We start from the raw sequence: 20,544 nt of genomic DNA on the forward strand, positions 1-20,544 counted from the left end.
CGAAGGAGTGACATGCCCCGCGTCGCCTTCCAGCTGCAGATCGACCCTGCGCTCATCGACGAGTACGTCGCCCGCCACACCCCGGTGTGGCCCGAGATGCTCGCCGAGATCGCCGCCGCCGGCCGGCGCAACTACTCCCTTTTTCTCGGCGACGGCGGTCGTCTGTTCGGCTACTACGAGGTCGACGACGACACCGCCGCGCAGGCCTACCTCGCCGCCTCGCCCATCGCCGCCCGGTGGGAGGCCGAGATGGGCCGCTTCTTCGTCGGCCTCGACGGCCGTCCCGACCAGGCGGCGACCCCGCTCGTCGAAGTCTTCAACCTGCACGACCAGTCGGCGGCCGCCGCCGACGCCCCTTCAGAAAGCGATCCGTCATGACCACGTTCTCGCCCGAGATCCTCACTCAGCTCGAAGGCCAGGGCATCGAACTGCCCAGCTGGGCGTTCGGCAACTCCGGGACCCGGTTCCGCGTCTTCGCGACGGCGGGCACCCCGCGCGACCCCTTCGAGAAGATTGCGGATGCCGCCGAGGTCAACCGCTACACCGCGCTGGCCCCGAGCGTCGCGCTGCACATCCCGTGGGACAAGGTCGACGACTACGCCGCGCTCCGTCGCCACGCCGAGGACCTGGGCGTCCAGCTCGGCACGATCAACTCGAACACGTTCCAGGACGAGGACTACAAGTTCGGCGCGCTCACCCACCACGACGAGCGCATCCGCCGCAAGGCCATCGACCACCACCTCGAGTGCATCGACATCATGCACGAGACGGGCTCGCGCGACCTCAAGATCTGGCTCGCCGAGGGCTCGAACTACCCCGGCCAGAACGACATGCGCGGCCGCCAGGACCGTCTGCAGGATTCGCTGCAGCAGATCTACGCACGCCTCGGCGACGCGCAGCGCCTCGTGCTCGAGTACAAGTTCTTCGAGCCGTCGTTCTACCACACCGACGTCCCCGACTGGGGGACGTCCTACGCGCAGGTGGCCGCCCTCGGCGAGCGGGCGATGGTCTGCCTCGACACCGGGCACCACGCGCCCGGCACGAACATCGAGTTCATCGTCATGCAGCTGCTGCGCCTCGGAAAGCTCGGCTCGTTCGACTTCAACTCGCGCTTCTACGCCGACGACGATCTCATCGTCGGCGCCGCCGACCCGTTCCAGTTGTTCCGCATCCTCGTCGAGGTCGTCCGCGGCGGCGGACTGAACAACCCCGACGTCGCCTTCATGCTCGACCAGTGCCACAACATCGAGGACAAGATCCCGGGCCAGATCCGCTCGGTCCTCAACGTCCAGGAGATGACCGCCCGCGCCCTGCTCGTCGACCGCGAGGCACTGACCGCGGCGCAGCAGGCCAACGACGTCCTCGGCGCCAACGGCATCCTGATGGACGCCTTCTACACCGATGTCCGTCCTGCCCTCGCCGAGTGGCGTGAGTCGCGCGGCCTCGCCGCCGACCCCATGGCGGCGTATGCGGCATCCGGTCACCTGCAGAAGATCGCCGACGAGCGCGTCGGCGGCACGCAGGCCGGCTGGGGTGCATGATCTACCGATGAGCGAGACCCCTACCCCCTACGGCGCCGCCGGCGGACTCGTCCGCGTCTACCCCGCGCGCGTCCTCGATCGGCCGGCCCCCGGACTCGTCTGGCTGCACGGCGGCGGATTCGCCGCGGGCGACATCGACATGCCTGAAGCCGATCACGTGGCACGGACGTTGGCGGATGCCGGGACCACGGTCCTCTCCGTCGACTACCGTCTCGCGCCCCTGCCGGACGGGTGGGAGCCTCCTGCCGCCGAGCCCGGGCGCGAGCGTGCCGGGTTCCCCGCGGCATCCGATGACACCCTCGCGGTGTGGGACTGGCTGCACGCCGAGGCGGCCACCCTCGGGGTCGACCCGGCGCGCCTCGCGATCGGCGGGGCCAGCGCGGGGGCGAACATCGCGACCGGTGCGGTGCTGCGCCTCATCGCGAACGACCGCGCTCTGCCGGCGCTCGTGCTGCTCGCGTACCCGACGCTGCTCGCCGAGCAGCCGGCGCCCGACGCGGCGCTGCGGGCGGCGCTCGACGCGCAGCCCGAGGCCGACCGCTTCGGTCGGGATGCCGTTCTCGGGATGTACGAGAACTACCTCGGTGGATCGGTCGTCGGCGCTCCCCTGGTAGCGATCCCGGGCCTCGCGACGGCGGATGAGCTCGCCGAGTTCCCGCCGACGCTCATCGTCGCCGGCGACATCGACGAGCTGCGCGTCTCGAGTGAGCACTTCGCGCGCACGCTCGCGGCCGCCGGACGCGAGGTCGAGCACGTCATCGAGCCCGGCACCGATCACGGCCACCTCAACCGCCCCGATGAGGGGGATGCCGCATCCCTCACGCTGGCCCGCTTCGCCGCGCGGCTGGCCGCCCTGACCCCGTGACCGGCAGCCAGGGAGCGGTCGCGGCCGTCGACCTCGGGGCGACGAGCGGTCGCGTCATCGTCGGCCGCGTGGGTCCTGCCACGCTCGAGACGACGACGGTCGCACGATTCGCGAACGATCCGGTGCGCCTGCCCGACGGGCTGCACTGGAACCTGCTCGGGCTGTACGGATCCGTCCTCGACGGGTTGCGCGAAGCGCTGCGCCGCGACGCCGGCATCGCCAGCATCGGCGTCGATTCGTGGGCCGTCGACTACGGTCTCGTCGCGCGCTCGCGCCTGCTGGGCGAACCGTTCCACTATCGCGACGAGCGCACCGGCCGCGGTGTCGAGGCGGTGCAGGCGAGCCACCCGCACGCGGCGCTGTTCGCCCGCAACGGGCTGCAGTTCCTGCCGTTCAACACGCTGTACCAACTCGCCGCCGAAGACCGCGACCTCCTCGACCTCGCCGACCACGCCCTCCTCATCCCCGACCTCATCGGGTTCTGGTTGACAGGGCAGGCGCGCACCGAGCGCACGAACGCGTCGACGACGGGACTCCTCCGCGCCGACACGGGCGAATGGGATGCCGAGCTGATCGCCGCGCTCGGGCTGTCGCCGCACCTGCTCGCGCCGCTCGCCTCCCCGGGCGAGACGATCGGTGAGCTGTCGGCCGACGTCGCCGCGAGCCTCGGCGCCCGCGTCCCGGTGACGGCCGTCGGGTCGCACGACACGGCATCCGCCGTCGTCGCCGTGCCGATGGCGTCGGGCGACGCGGCATACATCTCCTGCGGGACGTGGGGGCTCGTCGGCGTCGAGGTCGAACAGCCCGTCCTCACCGACGCCGCACGCGAGGCGAAGTTCACGAACGAGGGCGGGGTCGACGGACGCACCCGGCTGCTCCGCAACGTCATGGGGCTGTGGATCCTCAGCGAGACCGTCCGCGGGTGGCAGCGCGAGGGCCACGAGATCGAGCTCGCCGAGCTGCTGGCAGCCGCGGCCGCCGCGCCGACCACGGTCGCCGTCTTCGACGTCGACGATCCGCGCTTCCTGCCGCCGGGCGACATGCCGGCGCGGATCGCCGCCTGGTGCGCCGAACACGGCATCGCCGCGCCGCAGAGCCCCGCCGAGATCGCCCGCAGCATCATCGAGTCTCTCGCGCAGGCCTTCGCCGATGCCGCGCACGAAGCCGGGCGGGTCGGCGGGGTCGACGTGCGCGTCATCCACGTCGTCGGAGGCGGCGCGCTCAACGAGCTGCTGTGCCGGCGCACCGCCGACCGCGCAGGAGTTCCGGTGCTGGCCGGCCCGGTCGAGGCGACCGCGCTCGGGAACATCCTCGTGCAGGCCCGGGCCGCCGGCCTCGTGAGCGGCTCGCTCGAGGCGCTCCGCGACCTCGTGGTCCGCACGCACCTCCCCCGCCGGTACGAACCGCGCGCCGGCTGAGCCGTGCGGCAGCGCACGGCGCGCGGCATCGTCGGCGGGCACCCCTAGGCTGAAAATCATGGCCGCGCAGACCCTGAACCGCGAGATCCTGCGCCTGGCGGTGCCCGCGCTCGGGGCGCTGGTGGCCGAGCCGATGTTCCTGATCGTGGATGCCGCGCTGATCGGCCACCTCGGTGTCGTCCCGCTCGCGGGGCTCGGGATCGCGAGCGCCGTGCTGCAGACGATCGTCGGCCTGATGATCTTCCTGGCGTACTCGACGACCCCGGCCGTCGCGCGACGGTTCGGCGCGGGCGACAGCAAGAGCGCCGTCGGCGTCGGCATCGACGGGCTCTGGCTCGCCCTCGGGCTCGGAGCGCTGCTCGCCCTGGCCGGGTCGCTCGCGACGCCGTGGCTCGTCGACCTCTTCGGTCCCACCCGCGAGGTGGCCGAGCAGGCCGTGACCTACCTCGCACTGTCGATGTGGGGCTTGCCCGCCATGCTCATCGTCTTCGCCGCGACCGGCCTGTTGCGCGGGATGCAGGACACCGTGACCCCGCTGTGGATCGCCGGTCTCGGCTTCGGCGCGAACGCCCTGCTGAACTGGCTGTTCATCTACGGGTTCGGGTGGGGCATCGCCGGCTCCGCGGCCGGCACGGTCGCCGCTCAGTGGGGCATGGTCGCCGCCTACGCGGTCGTGATCGGACGGCTCGCGCGGCGGCACTCGGCATCCGTCCTGCCCCAGCGCGAGGGCGTGCGCGGGTCGGCACGCTCGGGCGGATGGCTGTTCCTGCGAACGGTCTCGTTGCGCGCCGCGCTGCTCGCGACCGTCGGCGTCGCGACCGGACTCGGCACCGACGAGCTCGCCGGCTGGCAGGTCGCGTTCACGATCTTCTCGACCGCGGCGTTCGCTCTCGATGCGCTCGCGATCGCCGCACAGGCGCTGATCGGCCGCGGCCTCGGCGCCGGCGACGAACCGTTCGTGCGGCGGGTGCTCGGCCGCACCGTGGCGTGGGGCGTCTGGTTCGGCGTCATCGTCGGTGCGCTCATCGCGGCGCTCTCGGGGGTCATCGGACTGGCCTTCACGGGTGATCCCGGGCTCGCGGCCCTGATCCAGCCCGCCCTGCTCGTGCTCGCCGTGGCTCAGCCGATCTGCGGGGTGGTGTTCGTCCTCGACGGCGTGCTCATGGGTGCGGGTGACGCGAAGTACCTCGCGGTCGCCGGCGGGCTCAACCTCGTGCCGTACCTGCCGGTGCTGCTGATCCTCATCGCCGTCCACCCCGCCGGGGCGGGTGGACTGGCCTGGCTCGCGGTGTGCTTCTTCGGCGTCTACATGCTCGCCCGCCTCGTCACCCTCGGCTGGCGCGTGCGCCGCGCCGAATGGCTGACCGTCGCGGTCTGAGACCCGTCGTCAGCCTCGGCGCTGCGGGCGGAGATCCGCGTTCGAGCGGACGGATGCGGGCCCGAAGGTCCGCTCGAACGCCGATGTCCGCAGCACGGCTGAACGCAGGCCCGCCCCGACTCAGGCCATCAGCGGCACGGCTCCCACGACAACGGCGACGGCGAGCATCACGAGCGAGACGACGACCGCGCGCCACAGCACCTTCTTGTGGTGGTCGCCGAGGTTCACACCCGCCAGCGACACCAGCAGCAGGATCGCGGGGACGAGCGGGCTCTGCAGGTGGACCGGCTGACCCGTCACCGACGCGCGGGCCATCTCGACGGGATCGATGCCGTAGGTCGTGGCGCTCTCGGCGAGGATCGGCAGGATCCCGAAGTAGAACGCGTCGTTCGACATGAAGAAGGTGAACGGGATCGACAGGATGCCGGTGATCACCGCCATGAAGGGTCCGAGCGACGGCGGGATGACCTGGGTCACCCAGCTCGCCATCGCGCTGACCATTCCGGTGCCGTTGAGCACGCCGACCAGGACGCCTGCGGCGAGGACCATCGAGACGACTCCGACGATGCTGGGGGCGTGGGCGACGATCTCGTCCGCCTGGCTCTTCAGCCGCGGGAAGTTGACGATGAGGGCGACGGCCGCGCCGACCATGAAGACGTACGCGAGCGGGTAGATGTCGAGGACGAGCATCACCATGACGGCGAGGGTGAGGGCGAGGTTGAACCAGATGAGCTTCGGGCGCAGGCTCGCGCGGTTCGGGTCGAGCAGCGTGTCGGCCATCGCGGTGTCGGCGTTGTCGACGAGCTCCGAGGCGGCCACCGCGGTGCGGGCGCCGCGAACCGTGACGATGTTGCCGGTGCGCAGGTGCGCGAGGGCGCCCGGCTTGTTCTCGGCGCCGCGGAAGAGGCGGGGTGCCCCGAGGCGTCCGTCGCCGGTCGCGCCGTCGAGGCGGGAGGTGTCGACCGACCCCGCGAGGCGGCGACGCTCGGAGAGCCCGAGGAACCAGGCGAACAGCAACGAGATGACGATGCCGGTGGCGAGCGAGGGCAGCATCGGCACGAAGATGTCGGTCGGCTGCAGGCCCAGCGCCGAGGCGGCGCGCACCGTCGGGCCGCCCCACGGGACGATGTTGAGCGTGCCGTTCATCAGACCGGCGACGCAGGTCAGCACGACAGGGCTCATGCCGAGGCGCAGGTAGATCGGCAGCATCGCCGAGGTCGTGATGATGAAGGTCGTGGATCCGTCGCCGTCGAGCGACACCGCACCTGCGAGGATCGCGGTGCCCAGCACCACCTTCGCCGGGTCGTCGCCGAGGAGGCGTGTGATGAGGCGGATCAGGGGATCGAACAGGCCGACGTCGATCATGATGCCGAAGTACATGATCGCGAACATCAACAGGGCGGCGGTCGGCGCGAGGTCGCCGATCGCGTCGATCACCATGTCGCCGAGGCCGAGTCCCGCGCCGGCGAAGAGGCCGAAGATCGTCGGCACCGTGATGAGGGCGACCATCGGCGTCAGCCGCCGGGTCATGATCAGCGCCATGAAGGTCAGCACCATCACGAACCCGAGGATGACCAGGACGGTGTCCGGCGGCGTGAATGCCACGGGGTACTCGACTGCCTCGGTCTGCACGATGCTCATCGCGACTCCTTCGTCGTGAATCGGCACGAGGGGTTCGGTGCCTGATCCCGCGATGCTAGGGAGTGCCACGATCGGACCGCGCGCTACGGCGCATTCCCCGTCGTTGTGCGCGTAACCTGTGTTCTGCTCATTGTGCGCAGGGAGGTGACGCGATGCGGTTCGCCAGCCGGATGCTGGTCCTCCAGCTCGTGACGCAGGTGTGCGTCGTGGCGGCGTGCGCGGCCGTGTTCCTCGTCCTGGGCGTGCAGCAGCTGCGGGCAGAGGCGGAATCGTCCGCTCTGAACATCGCGCGGAGCGTCGCGGCGGCGCCGGATGTCCGCCGGCTCGTCGCGGAGTACTCCGCCGATCCCGGCACGCCTGCTGCCGCCGAGCTCCGCGACGGACCTCTCCAGGAGTACGCGGGCGCGGTGACCGGCCGCACCGACGTCCTGTTCGTCGTGATCACCGACGACCACGGCATCCGGCTCGCCCATCCCGATCCGGCTCGCCTCGGCGAGGTCGTGAGCACGAGCTTCGACGACGCTCTCGCCGGTCGAGAGGTCGTGACGTGGGAATCGGGCACGCTCGGAGAGTCGGCCCGCGCCAAGGTCCCGGTCTACGGTCCGGACGACGCGGTCTCGCCCGTCGGCGAGGTGAGTGTCGGCTTCGAGCGCGCCAGCGTGTTCCGCGATCTGCCGACCCTCGTCCTCGGGATCGCCGCGGCGGTCCTCGCGGCGCTGGCACTGGGCGCGATCGCCGCCCTGCTGCTGCGCCGTCGGCTCGAGAGGGTGACGCTCGGCGTCCAACCCGAGGAGCTCGCCGCTCTCGTGCAGACACAGACCGCCGTCCTCGAGAGCTCGGACGACGGCATCGTCGCCGTCGACGACGCCGGCGTCGTGCGCGTATGGAGCGACGCCGCGACGCGGATGCTGGGCACCGCGGCCGAGCCGGGCACCCCTCTTCGCGACGTCCCTGTCGACGACCGGGTCCGCGAGGCGCTCACGGCGGGAGCGCCGTCGGGGATCGCGGTGGGGGACCGCATCGTCTACGTCGACGTCCGCCCGGTGCGCCGGGGGCCACGTGGGCTCGGGACGGCGGCGGTGCTGCGCGATCGCACCGACCTGCTCGCGCTGACCGAACGACTCGACGGCGTCCGCACCCTGAGCGATGCGCTCCGCGCCCAGCGGCACGAGTTCGCCAACCGTCTGCGCGCGGCGTCGGGACTCCTCGACGCCGGTCGCACCGGCGAGGCGCGCGACTTCCTCCGCGACGTGTCGGCGCGTGGTGCCGTCGATGCCCGCGTCGAAGGACTGGACGCCGTCGCCGACCCCGTCCTGCAGTCGTTCCTCGGCGCCATGGCCGAGACCGCCCGCGAGAGGGGCGTCGAGCTGCGCGTCGGCGAGGCCACTCTGCTGCGCAGCAGCCTCCGCGACGTGGAGGACACCCTCGCGATCCTCGGCAACCTCGTCGGCAACGCGGTGACCGCGGCCGCCGCGGCGGGCCCGGCATCCGGGTCACAGCCCTGGGTCGAGGTGACCCTCCTCGACGAGCTGGACGGATCCGGCGGCGGCGAACTCGTCCTGACGGTGGCGGACTCGGGCGGCGGGATAAAGGACACGGCCGCCGTCTTCGCGGCGCGGGTGCGGTCGGACACCGATGCATCCATCCACGGCCTCGGCATCGGGCTGCCCCTCTCGCGCGAGCTCGCGAGGCGCCGGGGCGGCGACGTATGGGTCATCGAAGCGGGCGGTAGCGGGGAGGGTGCAGTGTTCGGCGCGCGTCTGCCCGGCGTCATGAGCGCCGGTCCCGACGGATCCGAGAGCGAGGGGAAGGGCGATGAGTGACATCCGCGTGCTGATCATCGACGACGACTTCCGCGTTGCCGGGGTGCATCGCGACATCGTGGCAGGAACGCCGGGCTTCACGGCGCTCGATCCGGCCCGGACGGCGGCAGAGGCGCTGCAGGCAGTGCGGACCGCCGCGCCCGACCTGATCCTCGCCGATGTCTACCTGCCCGACGGCGACGGGATCGAAGTCGTCCGCTCGTGCGGTGTCGACGCCTTCGTCCTGTCGGCGGCGACCGACGCCAGGTCGGTGCGCCGGGCCTTCCGCGCCGGCGCGCTCGCCTATCTCGTCAAGCCGTTCGAGAGCCGGGTCCTCGCCGATCGGTTGGGCCGGTACGCGCGCTATCGCAATCTCCTCTCCGACGCCGCTCCTCTCACGCAGGATCAGATCGACCGTGCCGCGACAGCCCTGCGCGGCGCGCCGGAACAGGCTTCCCTGTCGCGCTCGGCCACCGAGCGGACGATCATCACCGCTCTGGCGGACGGCGAGGCGTCGGCCAGCGAGGTCGCCGAACGCGGGGGCATCTCGCGCGCGACCGCACAACGTCACCTCACCGCCCTGGCCGCACGGGGGGTCGTGGAGATCAGCCTGCGCTACGGCACGACCGGTCGCCCCGAGCACCGCTTCCGCCTGGCGTGACGACGTGGGCGTCACCCCCGTCCCCTAGAGTGCGGGCATGGACCCGCGCGACGACGACTTCCTGAAGGATCTTCACCGCCTCGTGCAGCGGTTGAATCGGATGCCGGAGGCCGAGGAGGCCCCGCTGACCCCGCTGGGCGAGCGGGTGCGCGATCACCTCGGCGCCGACCCGACCGCGCTTCCGATGGTGTCCGAGTCGGTCCCACCGCACCGTCTCGTAGATCTCGACCTCGCGCTCGACGCCCTCGCCGGCGACGACGCGGAGGTGCTCGGCCTGCGCGGCGGCCGGCACCTGCGGCACGAGGAGTTCGCGGGCCTGCTCGCCTCGCCGTACGCCCGTATCCAGCCGGGGCCGGTCGAGTACGTGTCGGTCCCGACGGGTCCGGGAACGAGCCGGCAGACCAAGTCGACGGCGCTGCGACTGTTCCGATTCGACGGGATGCCGGTGGCCGCCCTGCAGCGCGCCGCCGACCCGCAGACGGGCCGGGAGACCGCGACGCTCGACGTGGTCGCCGCTGCGCCCGAGGTCGCCTCCGGGCTGCTCACGGAGGTGCGCCGGCTGATGGCCGAGCTCAGTGTCGTGCGCGGAAACGTGGTGAGCTTCGCGCGCGGAGAGTTCGGTCACAACGGCATCGGCAAGATGACGTTCCTCGAGCGGCCGACGGTGACGGCCGAGCAGGTGATCCTGCCCGACGGGCTGCTCGACCGCATCCGCGCGCACGTCGTCGACATCGGCGGGCGGGCGGACGACCTGCGCGCGCGCGGGCAGCACCTCAAGCGCGGCGTGCTGCTGTACGGCCCGCCCGGAACCGGCAAGACCCTGACGATCCGACACCTCATCCACGAGACGCCCGGAACGACGGTGGTGCTGCTCCAGGGCGCCGCGCTCGGTCTGATCGGCGAGGCCGCCGCGCTCGCGCGGGCGATGAGCCCCGCGCTCGTCGTGCTCGAGGACGTCGACCTCGTGGCCGCCGACCGCGGCGACTTCGGCCTGCAACCGCTGCTGTTCGAGGTCCTCGACGCGCTGGACGGCCTCGACGGGGATGCCGATGTCGCGTTCGTCCTCACCACGAACCGAGCCGAGATCCTCGAGCCCGCCCTGGCCGCGCGTCCGGGCCGCGTCGACCTGGCGCTCGAGATCCCCCTCCCCGACCTGCCCGCCCGCGAGCGGCTGTTCCAGGTGTACGGCGGCGAACTGCCGCTGTCGGCCGAGGCGCTCACGGCGGCCGCGGAGCGCGCCGAGGGGGTCACGGCATCCTTCGTCAAGGAGGTCATCCGCCGCGCAGTGCTGCGCGCCGTCAGCGACGACCGCGACGTGACCGACGACGACCTCGCCGTCGCACTCGACGCGATGCTCGAGGACACCCGCGGCATCTCGCGCGTGCTCTTCGGCGGCGACGCCGCGGCGGACGCGCAGGCCGCCGGCGGACCGGGCGGGGTCGAGTTCGGGATGTTCGGTTGATGCGACGGGGGTGGGGCGTGCTCGCGGCGGCGGTCGTGGCTGTCGCCCTCACCGGCTGCGGCGGCGGGGGTCTGCTTGTCGGAGGCACGGCGGACGGGGCCTGCGAGGCGCCGACGCTGGCGGTGTCACCGGCGACGGCATCGCGACACCATCACCGTCACCGGGGACGGGTGGACCGTGTGCAACGACACCCCCAATGACCCGCCGGCAGAGGCACCCTGGCGGGAGGTCACCGTCGAGCTGAGCCAGGACGGCGAATCTCATACGCTCGGCACCGCGTCGATCGAGGACGGTCGACTCGACACGGAGGTCAGCGTCCCCGCCGATGCACGACCCGGGTCAGCCCTGCTGGTCGGCCGAACCGACGCCACCTACACCGTCGACCTCACGATCGAGGACTGACCGTCGGCGGCGGAGCCTCACCCGCGCTGCCGACGGTGTGGACGGCGACGACACCCGCACACCACGGTGGCCGCCTGAGCGTCACGCGTAGCGGCGGCACCACTCGTACATGACGACCGCCGCCGCGGCCGAGGCGTTGATCGACCGGGTCGACCCGTACTGGGTGATCTCGACGACGCCGGATGCCGCGGCCAGCGCCTCGGGCGAGAGCCCGGGACCCTCCTGCCCGAACAGCAGCACGCAGCGCTCCGGCAGATCCGCGCGGTCGACCGGCACCGACCCGTCGACGTTGTCGATCGCGAGGACCGGCAGGCCGGCGGCATCCGCCCATGCGGCGAAGGCCGCGACGTCCTCGTGATGGCGGACGTGCTGGTAGCGGTCGGTCACCATCGCGCCGCGTCGGTTCCAGCGCCGCTTGCCGATGATGTGCACCTCGGCCGCACCGAACGCGTTGGCGCTTCGGACGATCGAGCCGATGTTCATGTCGTGCTGCCAGTTCTCGATCGCGACGTGGAACGGATGCCGCTTCTCGTCGAGGTCCGCCACGATCGCCGCCATCGTCCAATAGCGGTAGCGGTCGATCACGTTGCGACGGTCGCCGTGCTCGAGAAGGTCGCGGTCGAAGCGCGGGTCGTCCGGCCAGGCATCCGGACCGCCCGGCCAGGGACCCACACCGACGGGCAGCTGCGGCTCCGCGTCGGCGGGATCGATCGGCTCGGGCACCGGTCCAGGCTAGCCGCGCCGCGCCGGGCGGCGGGCGCGGCGGGCACCGGCTTTCGGTGCACCGAAAAGTCCTGCTAGATTTTTCGGCGTGCCGAAAACAGCGATGGAGACCACGCCGCGACCGCGGACGGGCACCCGCGCGGCGTGGCTGCTGGGACCTGCCCTCGTCGCCGGCGTGGCCTACCTCGACCCCGGGAACGTCGCCAGCAACATGACCGCCGGCGCCCGGTACGGCTACCTGCTGGTCTGGGTCGTCGTGCTCGGCAACGTCATGGCCTGGCTCATCCAGTACCTCTCGGCCAAGCTCGGCGTCGTCACCGGGCAGAGCCTGCCCGAAGTGCTCGGCACCCGCATCCGCAACAACACCGCCCGCCGGGCCTATTGGCTGCAGGCCGAGCTCGTCGCGATGGCGACCGACGTCGCCGAGATCATCGGCGGCGCCGTCGCCCTGTGGCTGCTCTTCGGCGTGCCGCTGGTCTGGGGCGGCCTGATCACCGGAGCCGTGTCGATCGTGCTCCTGCTCATCCAGTCGCGCCGCGGCGCCCGCAGCTTCGAATTCGTCATCATCGGGCTGATGGCGATCATCGCGCTCGGCTTCACCTACGGCGTCTTCATCGGACCGCCCGAGGCGACCGGCGTCGTCGAAGGCCTCCTGCCGCGCTTCGACGGCACCGACTCGGTGCTGCTGGCGGCATCCATACTCGGCGCGACGATCATGCCGCACGCGATCTACGCGCACAGCTCGCTCGCCCGCGACCGGTTCCGGCCCGCCGAGTCCCGCCTGACGACGGATGCCGCGGCCGCCGACGCCGCGATCGACACCCGCCGCATCCTCCGCGCCACGCGCTGGGACGTGACGATCGCCCTCGCCATCGCGGGCACCGTGAACCTCTGCATCCTGCTGCTCGCCGCCGCGAACCTTTCCGGCGTGCCCGGCACCGACAGCCTCGAGGGAGCGTACGCCGCACTGCAAGGCGGAATCGGCCCCGTCGTCGCGACCCTGTTCGCCGTCGGTCTGCTCGCGAGCGGACTGGCCAGCAGCGCCGTCGGGGCATACGCGGGAGCCGAGATCATGCACGGCCTGCTGCGCGTCCGCATCCCGCTGCTCGCCCGCCGCCTCGTCACCCTCGTCCCGGCGCTCGTGATCCTCGCCCTCGGCGTCGACCCGACATTCGCACTGATCCTCAGCCAGGTCATCCTGAGCTTCGGCATCCCGTTCGCCCTCATCCCGTTGGTCGCATTGACGGCGAAGACCGACGTGCTCGGGACCTATCGCAACCGCGCGTGGACGACCGCCGCCGGCATCCTCGCGTCGGTCTTCCTGGTCACGCTCAACGGTCTGCTGCTCTGGCTGACCCTGTTCGGCGGATAACCTGGGCTCCGTGCCCGCCTCTGCGTCCACGGTCGACGACTACCTGAAGACGATCTACCACCACACCGAGTGGCAGACCGATCCCGTCACCCCGTCGGTGCTCGCCGCCGAACTCGGGCTCGCGCCGTCGTCGGTCACCGAGATGATCAAGAAGCTCGCCGCGCAGGGCCTGGTGTCGCACCGTCCCTACGGCCCGATCTCGCTGACGGATGCCGGGACCTCCCGCGCGACCGCGGTGATCCGCCGGCACCGCCTCATCGAGACCTGGCTCGTCCGCGAGTTCGACTACTCGTGGGACGAGGTGCACGACGAGGCCGAGGTGCTGGAGCACACCATCAGCGACCGGCTGCTCGCCGGCATCGACTCGCGCCTCGGCCACCCGCGGTTCGACCCGCACGGCGACGCCATCCCGGGGCCCGACGGCAGCGTCGAAAGGGAGCCCTTCGTGCTGCTCGCCGAGGCGACGATCGGGCACACCGGGCGGGTGCTGCGCGTCTCGGACCGCGACCCCGCCCTGCTGCGATCCCTCGAGGAACTCGGCATCGACGTCGGCCACACCCTGACGGCGACCGGTCGCGATGCCGTGCAGCTCGACGGCGGTCCGACGATCGCCCTGCCACCCGCCGCCGCGCAGGCGGTCTGGCTGACCGCCTGAGGTCAGCGCGCGCGCTTGCCGGGGCGGCGCAGGGCCGCGCGCACCCAGAACTCCAGGCGGGAGTGCTGCGGGTCGAGTGCGATCCGCAGCCAGCTCAGCCCCATCGATCGCTCGCCCATGTACGACCGGGTCGCGTCCGGTTCGGCGAGCAATGCGGCATCCTCGTCATCGCGCACCCGGACCAGGAGCGACTCGTTCTTGAGGACCGCGACGGCCATCGAGTCGTCGACCATCAGCGCGACGGCGCCGAACATCGCGATCTCACGCACGGCGCGGTCGCCGATGATCGTGCGCGCCTCGTCGAGGATCTCGCGCACCTCGGGCGTCGCCCGCACCATCTCAGCCATGCCCCATCCCTACCGCCCCGGGGTGCTGCGGGGCAAGCACCGACGCGGCGCCGCACGCCTGCACGACCTCCGGTGCGGATGCCGCCGCGCACGACGGCCTGAATACACTCCCGCCCCACCGGTCGTGCATCCGTCGCCCCATCGAGGGACGCGGCTCAGCGCAGACGCAGCCGCCGACCCTTCAGGTACGGCCACTCGGTGCGCGTCGCATGCTCGGCGTAGTGCCACATGCGCGAGCCCACGTCGGGGTCGATCGCGATGCGCGGCGCACGCTCGAGCACGGGAGCACCGGTGTACATGCGGGCTGGGCCCCAGTACTGCCCGCCCTCGGCGTCGGGATCGACCAGCGCGCGCACGGGCGCCCACGCCCCGCGCTCCTTCGACTGCGCGACGGCCGACTGCAGTCCGCCGAGCAGACGCTTGCGCCGCGAGGGCGCGCTGACGCCCGGAATCCGTCGGGTGCGCCCGCCGAGCGAATAGCCGGGGTGCGCGACGAGGCTCTGCACGGGGACGGATGCCGCACGCAGCCGCCGATCCGCTTCGAACCCGAGGGCGGCTGCGGCGACCTTGGACTGGACGTACGCCCGCCACGGGGTGTAGCCGTCGACGAGGTCGGGGTCGATCGGATCCCACGGGAAGAGCTTGGTCGCGACCGATCCGAGCCACACCATGCGGCCGCGTGCCGCGGCGAGCGCGGGCAGCACGGCACCGGCGAGCGCGTAGTGACCGAGCGCGTTCGTGGCGATGACGAGTTCGTGCCCGTCCCGGGTGATCTCGCGCTTTTTCGGCGGGTGGACGATGCCCGCGTTGAACAGGGCGCCGTGCAGTCCGACGCGTCCGCGCACGGTCGCGGCGGCCGCGCGCACCGACCCGAGGTTGCTCGTGTCGAGGGCGAGGGTCTCGAGGTCGGCATCCGGCACCTGGTCGAGGATCGCGGCCCGCGCGCGGGACAGCCGTGATGGATTCCGCGCCGTCATGATGACGTGCGCCCCCGCCCCTGCGAGCTGCAGGCAGCAGAAGAATCCGACGCCGGTGTTCGACCCGGTGACGAGGTATCGCCGGCCGCTCAGATCGGGCAGATCGTCCGGGTCCCAGTCATCGCGCGCCACATCCTCGACCCTACGCTCGGGCACCTGTGTGCGACATCCTCTTGCGCGGTCCGTCGTCCGACCCGTCGTGCGAGAGTGGACGCATGAACGAACTCGAGCAGAACCTGCTCTACGGCGTCGTCGGACTGACGATGCTGACCTCGCTCGTGATCATCATCGTGCGCGCGGTCCGGCGCCGCGGCGACGACCGGCGGGGCCGTCAGCCGTGGGACGACCTCGAGCCCAAGTAGGGACTACTGCGGCGCCAGCCCCAGGTCGTCGAGGTCGATCGCGGCGAGCCAGGTGAGACCCTCGGCCTCGACCGCGGCCTGAGCTCCGGTCTTGCGGTCGACGATGACGGCGACGGCGACGGGCTCGGCGCCCTCGCGGCGCAGCGCCTCGACCGCCTTCAGCGCCGACTGGCCGGTGGTCGAGGTGTCCTCGACCACGACGACGCGCTTGCCCGCGACATCCGCTCCCTCGACCTGCCGGCCGCGGCCGTGGTCCTTGGGCTCCTTGCGCACGACGAAGGCGTCGAGCGGGGCATCGGTGCGCGCCGACTCGTGCATGACGGCGTTCGCGATCGGGTCGGCGCCGAGGGTCAGTCCGCCGACCGCGACGATGCCGTCGACGTCGCGGATGAGGTCGAGCATGATGCGCCCGATCGCGGGAGCCGCGCGGTGGTCGAGCGTCAGCTTGCGCATGTCGACGTAGTACGACGCCTTCTTGCCGCTCGACAGGGTGAAGTCGCCGTGGAAGACCGCCTCCTCCTGGATGAGCGAGATGAGGCGCCGGCGGTCGGCTTCGAGTTCGGGCGTGGAGGCGACAGTCACGGCTCCGAGTCTACGACCGGCGGCGTCCGACGCCCGATCTAGGCTGGGAACCATGCGGCTTGCCACCTGGAACGTCAACTCCATCCGCGCGCGCGTCGTGCGCACCGTCGAGTTCGCCGTGCGCGAGAACATCGACGTGCTCGCGATGCAGGAGATCAAGTGCAAGCCCGAGCAGTTCCCCTACGAGGCATTCGAAGAGGCCGGATACCACGTCGAGGCGCACGGCCTGAACCAGTGGAACGGCGTCGCGATCGCGAGCCGTGAGCCGATCACCGAGGTCGAGTACGCCTTCCCCGACATGCCCGGCTTCCTGAAGGGTCATGAAGGACCGGATGCCCCGCAGGAGGCGCGCGCACTCGGCGCGACGATCGACGGCGTCAAGGTCTGGAGCCTCTACGTCCCCAACGGACGCGGCCTCGACGACCCCCACTTCACCTACAAGCTGCACTGGCTCGAGGCGCTGCGCGCCTACACGCAGTCGACGCTCGCCGCGCAGCCCGATCTGCCGCTCGCGCTCGTCGGCGACTTCAACATCGCCCCGACGGACGCCGACAACGGCGACCCGACGGTCGTCGAGGGTGTGACGACCCACGTCTCCCCCGAGGAGCGCGCGGCGTTCCAATCGCTGCTGGACGCCGGTCTGATCGACACCGTCCGCCCGCTCGTGCCCACGGGCTACACGTACTGGGACTACAAGCAGCTGCGCTTTCCGCGCAACGAGGGTCTGCGCATCGACTTCATCCTCGGCTCGTCGGCCTTCGCCGACGGCGTGGCCGGGGCCTCCATCCACCGCGAGGAGCGCAAGGGCGAGATCCCCAGCGACCACGTCCCGGTCGTCGTCGACCTCGAGCTCGGTGGCGAGGACGAGGACGACGACCGCCCGATGATCTTCTGACGCGTCGGGCGTGGTCCGCGCCTGAGCGGGTTGCGCTCAGGCGCCGTCGTCCATGTCACCGGTCACCACCGGACCCGCCGGCTCGTACCTCACCTGCACCACTCCGTGGTCCCCGACCTTCGGCGGCTCGATGAGACGAAGCGTCTGCGGCGTCGCGCCGGCGGGGAACACCTGACGACCCTCCCCGAGAACGACGGGGTGTACCCACATCCGCAGCTCGTCGAACGCCGCCGAGTCGAGCAGAGTGTGAACGAGGCCGACACTGCCGACCACGTGGATCTCCTCATGCCGGTCGCGGAGGCCGTCGACTTCCCGCACGGTGTCGCCCCCGATCCTCGTCGTCCCCGCCCACGTCGGCTCCATCTCTGATCTCGAGGCGACGTACTTGGGAACGCGGTCGAACACACGGCCGATCTCGCCGACCGCGCCGTCGGTGTGATGAGGCCAGTAGGCGGCGAAGATGTCGTAAGTGCGACGCCCGAGCAGGAGGGCATCCATCGAGCGGATGTAGGCGCCGACCTGCGCGCCGACCATGTCGTCAGGGAAGGGTGCCTGCCATCCGCCGAAGCGGAACCCGTCCGAGGTGTCCTCGTCACGACCGCCCGGCGCCTGCGCGACGCCGTCCAGGGTCGTGAACAGGTCGATGATGATGCGTCCGCGCATGACCGTCCCCTCCCCGTCAGTCCCGATACGCGAGGGACTGTACTCCGCGCTGCGACCGCGGGCCAGGTCTCCCCCGCGCGACGGATGCCGCGCCGCATCCGCCCCTCTAGCGTGGGAAGCATGTCCGACTCGACGCTCCGCCGCGCCGTCACCGCGACCGAACGGCGTCACGACGCCTGGCTCGCCGCCGGGATGCTTGTCGCCGGCATGCTCAGCGCGGCCCTCGGCTCGGTCTCGAACATCTACGGCGGAGACCCCCCTGCGCTGTACTGGGCGATGCTCTACGCCGCCGCGCTGACCGTGCCGCTCGCCTTCCGCCGGCGCTACCCGAGCATCGTGCTGATCGCCGTATCGGCGGCGTTCTTCGTCGGCGTCTCCGTGGGAATCCCCGAGGTCTATGTGGGCAACGTCGCCATCTTCATCGCGATGTACACCGTCGGCGCGTGGCTCGCCGATCGGCGCCGCGCGGCGCTCGTGCGGATCCTGCTGATCGTCGCGATGTTCGTGTGGCTGCTCGTGACGGTGTTCCAGTCCGCGGCATCCGGCAACAGCCTGTCGCAGGAGGGTCCCTTCTCACCGTTCGCGGCCTTCGCGATGATCCAGTTCCTCGTCAACGTCGCCTTCTTCGGCGGTGCGTACCTGTTCGGCGAACGCGCCTATGCGAGCGCGATGGACAAGGCCGCGCTGGAGGAGCGCACCGCCGAGCTCGAGCGGGAACGCGAACGCACGGCCGCGCAGGCCGTCGCCCTCGACCGGGTGCGCATCGCCCGCGAGCTGCACGACGTCGTCGCCCACCACGTCTCGGCGATGGGGGTGCAGGCGGGGGCGGCGCGTACCGTGCTCGACCGCGACAAGAATGCCGCGAAGACCGCACTCACGGGGGTGGAGACTTCGGCACGCCAGGCGTTGACCGAACTGCGCCAGCTGCTCGAAACGCTCCGGACCCCCGACGCCGACGCACCGGGGGGATCCACGCTGCGCCTCGACGCCCTGCCGGAGCTCGTCGCGCACGCGAACGCGAACGGCCTGCCGACCGAGCTCTCGGTCGTCGGGGAGCCGGTCGAGACGTCCGAGATCGTCCAGGTGAACCTGTACCGCATCGCGCAGGAGGCGCTGACGAACGCGCGCCGCCACGGCGGCCCCGGCGCCACCGCCGACGTGCGGCTGCGTTACGCCGAGGACGCGGTCGAGCTGGAGGTTTCGAACACGGGTCGCGCACCGATCTCCGGAAGAGCAGGTCTCGGACTGGTCGGCATGCGCGAACGGGCCGCTTCCTCCGGAGGAACGCTCGAAGCGCGCGCACGCGACCGCGGGGGATTCCTCGTGCGAGCGCGCGTGCCGCGCACCCAGGCGGTGCCGGCATGATCCGGGTGCTGCTGGTCGACGACCACGCCGTCATGCGCGCGGGATTCCGCATGATCCTCGAGGCCGCGGGCGACATCGAGGTCGTCGGCGAGGCCGGTGACGGTCGCGCCGCAGTCGCAGCAGCGCGCGAGTTGCACCCCGACGTCATCTGCATGGACGTGCAGATGCCCGACATGGACGGCCTCGAGGCGACGCGGCGGATCGTGGCGGACGCGGAGGTCGCGGCATCCGTCGTCATCGTGACGACCTTCGGCCGTGACGACTACCTCTTCCAGGCGCTGTCCGCCGGTGCGAGCGGGTTCCTGCTGAAAAACGCTGGTCCCGAGGAGCTCACGAACGCCGTGCGGGTCTCGTACTCGGGCGACGCGCTGCTGTCGCCCTCGGTGACGCGTCGCGTGATCGAGCGGTTCGCGCACGCAGAGGCGACGCCCCTCCCCCGTGAGACGGATGCCGCACCCGCCCTTCCGGTCGAGCTCACCGATCGCGAGGCCGAGGTGCTGCGGCTGCTCGCGCAGGCGATGAGCAACGGCGAGATCGCCCGGGAGCTCTACATCGGCGAGGCGACGGTGAAGACGCACGTGTCGAACGTGCTGCAGAAGCTCGGCGCGCGCGACCGCGTCGCCGCCGTCGTCTGGGCCTATCGACACGGCCTGGCCTGACGGCCGGACACGCGAAACGGCCCCGCCCGAATCGGGGCCGTTCCAGCCGGAGCGCGGGTCAGACGCCCGCGGGGAGCTTGGCGTAGCGGTCGATCAGGTCGCCGAACGCCTCGAGGTAGCCGCTGAGGAAGCCGGCGGTCTCGTCGCTCGTGACCTCGCCGTCCTCGCCGAAAAGGCCCGGCGTGCTCTGGACGTAGCCCTCGGGCTGGCCGAGCGTGGGGGCGTTGAAGTGGCTGAGGATCGCCTTCAGGTGCTGCTGCGCCGCGGCGGTGCCGATGCCGCTGCCCGAGGTGCCGATGACGGCGGTGGGCTTGAGGTTGAAGGCGTTCTGACCGTAGGGGCGGGCGGCCCAGTCGAGCGCGTTCTTCAGGACGCCCGGGATCGAGCGGCTGTACTCGGGGGTCACGATGATGACGCCATCGACGTCCGCGATCGCCTGCTTGAAGTCGACGGCGACCTGAGGGAAGTTCCCGTCGTGGTCGACCGAGTAGAAGGGCAGGTCCTTGATCGGGATCTCGACCAACGTGGTGCCTTCAGGTGCCAGGCGCTCCAGCGCCTTGGCGAGGCGGCGGTTGATCGACGTCGACGAGATGCTGCCGACGATGTAGCCGATGGTGCGGTTCGTCATGGGTCCTCCATAAGAGTCGAAACGGATGCCGTTCGGCACCGCAGACTCCAACGTGACCACCGTCATCCGTATTCCAGTGAATGCACTCGGAACACACGCTCCCCCTCTCGGCGGGGCAGCAGGATCAGCCGCCCGGGGGAGGTCCG

The 20,544-nt window shown here is 71.4% G+C and carries 22 protein-coding genes; 15 read left to right on the plus strand and 7 right to left on the minus strand.

The window, feature by feature from the left end; all coding sequences use genetic code 11:
• Positions 1-12: 12 nt before the first annotated feature.
• From ACIGEP_RS09245 to ACIGEP_RS09265, 5 genes are read left to right on the plus strand one after another with little or no spacing between them, the layout of a single operon-like run.
• Positions 13-378: an L-rhamnose mutarotase gene (locus tag ACIGEP_RS09245; RefSeq protein ID WP_396661329.1), complete on the plus strand. Its 366-nt coding sequence runs from the start codon at positions 13-15 to the stop codon at positions 376-378.
• The gene (rhaI, locus tag ACIGEP_RS09250) at positions 375-1,541 is read left to right on the plus strand and encodes an L-rhamnose isomerase (protein WP_396661330.1); all 1,167 of its coding nucleotides are present in this window, start codon (positions 375-377) and stop codon (positions 1,539-1,541) included. Before ACIGEP_RS09245 ends, rhaI begins: the two co-directional genes overlap by 4 nt.
• A 7-nt stretch (positions 1,542-1,548) precedes the next feature.
• Positions 1,549-2,406, plus strand: coding sequence for an alpha/beta hydrolase fold domain-containing protein (locus ACIGEP_RS09255; protein WP_396661331.1), 858 nt, complete (start codon positions 1,549-1,551; stop codon positions 2,404-2,406).
• Positions 2,403-3,824, plus strand: coding sequence for a rhamnulokinase family protein (locus ACIGEP_RS09260; RefSeq protein ID WP_396661332.1), 1,422 nt, complete (start codon positions 2,403-2,405; stop codon positions 3,822-3,824). Before ACIGEP_RS09255 ends, ACIGEP_RS09260 begins: the two co-directional genes overlap by 4 nt.
• Before the next feature lie 58 nt (positions 3,825-3,882).
• Positions 3,883-5,202 carry an MATE family efflux transporter gene (locus tag ACIGEP_RS09265; RefSeq protein WP_396661333.1) on the plus strand — a complete coding sequence of 440 codons (1,320 nt, stop codon included), beginning with the start codon at positions 3,883-3,885 and terminating at the stop codon, positions 5,200-5,202.
• A 120-nt stretch (positions 5,203-5,322) separates the two neighbouring features.
• Here ACIGEP_RS09265 and ACIGEP_RS09270 read toward each other — a convergent pair whose 3' ends face one another.
• Positions 5,323-6,843: a CitMHS family transporter gene (locus ACIGEP_RS09270; RefSeq protein WP_396661334.1), complete on the minus strand. Its 1,521-nt coding sequence runs from the start codon at positions 6,841-6,843 to the stop codon at positions 5,323-5,325.
• Between the two features lie 152 nt (positions 6,844-6,995).
• Here ACIGEP_RS09270 and ACIGEP_RS09275 point away from each other — a divergent pair, with 152 nt between their 5' ends.
• From ACIGEP_RS09275 to ACIGEP_RS09290, 4 genes are all read left to right on the plus strand, one after another.
• Positions 6,996-8,666: an ATP-binding protein gene (locus ACIGEP_RS09275; RefSeq protein ID WP_396661335.1), complete on the plus strand. Its 1,671-nt coding sequence runs from the start codon at positions 6,996-6,998 to the stop codon at positions 8,664-8,666.
• Positions 8,659-9,306 (plus strand): response regulator, encoded by a 648-nt coding sequence (locus ACIGEP_RS09280; protein WP_396661336.1) that lies wholly within the window; start codon positions 8,659-8,661, stop codon positions 9,304-9,306. The genes ACIGEP_RS09275 and ACIGEP_RS09280 overlap by 8 nt, the downstream gene beginning before the upstream one ends.
• Before the next feature lie 37 nt (positions 9,307-9,343).
• Positions 9,344-10,768: an AAA family ATPase gene (locus ACIGEP_RS09285; protein WP_396661337.1), complete on the plus strand. Its 1,425-nt coding sequence runs from the start codon at positions 9,344-9,346 to the stop codon at positions 10,766-10,768.
• 177 nt (positions 10,769-10,945) lie between these two features.
• Positions 10,946-11,170, plus strand: a complete 225-nt coding sequence (locus tag ACIGEP_RS09290; RefSeq protein ID WP_396661338.1) for a hypothetical protein — start codon at positions 10,946-10,948, stop codon at positions 11,168-11,170.
• Between the two features lie 81 nt (positions 11,171-11,251).
• Here the strand turns inward: ACIGEP_RS09290 and ACIGEP_RS09295 are convergent, their stop codons facing one another.
• Positions 11,252-11,893: a TrmH family RNA methyltransferase gene (locus ACIGEP_RS09295; protein WP_396661339.1), complete on the minus strand. Its 642-nt coding sequence runs from the start codon at positions 11,891-11,893 to the stop codon at positions 11,252-11,254.
• A gap of 103 nt (positions 11,894-11,996) precedes the next feature.
• On the opposite strand from ACIGEP_RS09295, the gene ACIGEP_RS09300 reads away from it, so the two are divergent.
• The gene (locus tag ACIGEP_RS09300; protein WP_396661973.1) at positions 11,997-13,265 is read left to right on the plus strand and encodes an Nramp family divalent metal transporter; all 1,269 of its coding nucleotides are present in this window, start codon (positions 11,997-11,999) and stop codon (positions 13,263-13,265) included.
• Positions 13,266-13,275: 10 nt separating this feature from the next.
• Entirely contained in the window at positions 13,276-13,920 is a 645-nt protein-coding gene (locus ACIGEP_RS09305) for a metal-dependent transcriptional regulator (RefSeq protein WP_396661340.1), read from the plus strand.
• A gap of 2 nt (positions 13,921-13,922) precedes the next feature.
• Here ACIGEP_RS09305 and ACIGEP_RS09310 read toward each other — a convergent pair whose 3' ends face one another.
• Together ACIGEP_RS09310 and ACIGEP_RS09315 are read right to left on the minus strand one after the other, a co-directional pair.
• Complete coding sequence (locus ACIGEP_RS09310) at positions 13,923-14,267, minus strand: TfoX/Sxy family protein (protein WP_396661341.1); 345 nt, start codon at positions 14,265-14,267, stop codon at positions 13,923-13,925.
• A 155-nt stretch (positions 14,268-14,422) separates the two neighbouring features.
• Positions 14,423-15,376 carry an SDR family NAD(P)-dependent oxidoreductase gene (locus ACIGEP_RS09315; protein ID WP_396661975.1) on the minus strand — a complete coding sequence of 318 codons (954 nt, stop codon included), beginning with the start codon at positions 15,374-15,376 and terminating at the stop codon, positions 14,423-14,425.
• Between the two features lie 83 nt (positions 15,377-15,459).
• Between ACIGEP_RS09315 and ACIGEP_RS09320 the strand changes: the two genes are divergently transcribed.
• A complete protein-coding gene (locus ACIGEP_RS09320; protein WP_396661342.1) occupies positions 15,460-15,606 on the plus strand; it encodes a hypothetical protein in 147 nt (48 codons plus the stop codon).
• Between the two features lie 3 nt (positions 15,607-15,609).
• Here the strand turns inward: ACIGEP_RS09320 and pyrE are convergent, their stop codons facing one another.
• The gene (gene pyrE / locus ACIGEP_RS09325) at positions 15,610-16,188 is read right to left on the minus strand and encodes an orotate phosphoribosyltransferase (RefSeq protein WP_396661343.1); all 579 of its coding nucleotides are present in this window, start codon (positions 16,186-16,188) and stop codon (positions 15,610-15,612) included.
• A gap of 52 nt (positions 16,189-16,240) precedes the next feature.
• Here pyrE and ACIGEP_RS09330 point away from each other — a divergent pair, with 52 nt between their 5' ends.
• Positions 16,241-17,083, plus strand: a complete 843-nt coding sequence (locus ACIGEP_RS09330) for an exodeoxyribonuclease III (RefSeq protein WP_396661344.1) — start codon at positions 16,241-16,243, stop codon at positions 17,081-17,083.
• A gap of 36 nt (positions 17,084-17,119) precedes the next feature.
• Here the strand turns inward: ACIGEP_RS09330 and ACIGEP_RS09335 are convergent, their stop codons facing one another.
• On the minus strand, positions 17,120-17,746 hold the full coding sequence (locus ACIGEP_RS09335) for a dihydrofolate reductase family protein (RefSeq protein WP_396661345.1): 627 nt from the start codon (positions 17,744-17,746) through the stop codon (positions 17,120-17,122).
• A gap of 120 nt (positions 17,747-17,866) precedes the next feature.
• Between ACIGEP_RS09335 and ACIGEP_RS09340 the strand changes: the two genes are divergently transcribed.
• Both ACIGEP_RS09340 and ACIGEP_RS09345 read left to right on the plus strand, forming a co-directional pair.
• Entirely contained in the window at positions 17,867-19,111 is a 1,245-nt protein-coding gene (locus tag ACIGEP_RS09340; RefSeq protein ID WP_396661346.1) for a sensor histidine kinase, read from the plus strand.
• A complete protein-coding gene (locus ACIGEP_RS09345) occupies positions 19,108-19,770 on the plus strand; it encodes a response regulator (RefSeq protein ID WP_396661347.1) in 663 nt (220 codons plus the stop codon). Before ACIGEP_RS09340 ends, ACIGEP_RS09345 begins: the two co-directional genes overlap by 4 nt.
• A 58-nt stretch (positions 19,771-19,828) precedes the next feature.
• On the opposite strand, the gene ACIGEP_RS09350 is transcribed toward ACIGEP_RS09345, so the two are convergent.
• Complete coding sequence (locus tag ACIGEP_RS09350; protein WP_396661348.1) at positions 19,829-20,398, minus strand: NADPH-dependent FMN reductase; 570 nt, start codon at positions 20,396-20,398, stop codon at positions 19,829-19,831.
• Positions 20,399-20,544 lie beyond the last annotated feature (146 nt).

This window comes from Microbacterium sp. NPDC077663, from assembly GCF_044542795.1.
Classification (GTDB): domain Bacteria; phylum Actinomycetota; class Actinomycetes; order Actinomycetales; family Microbacteriaceae; genus Microbacterium.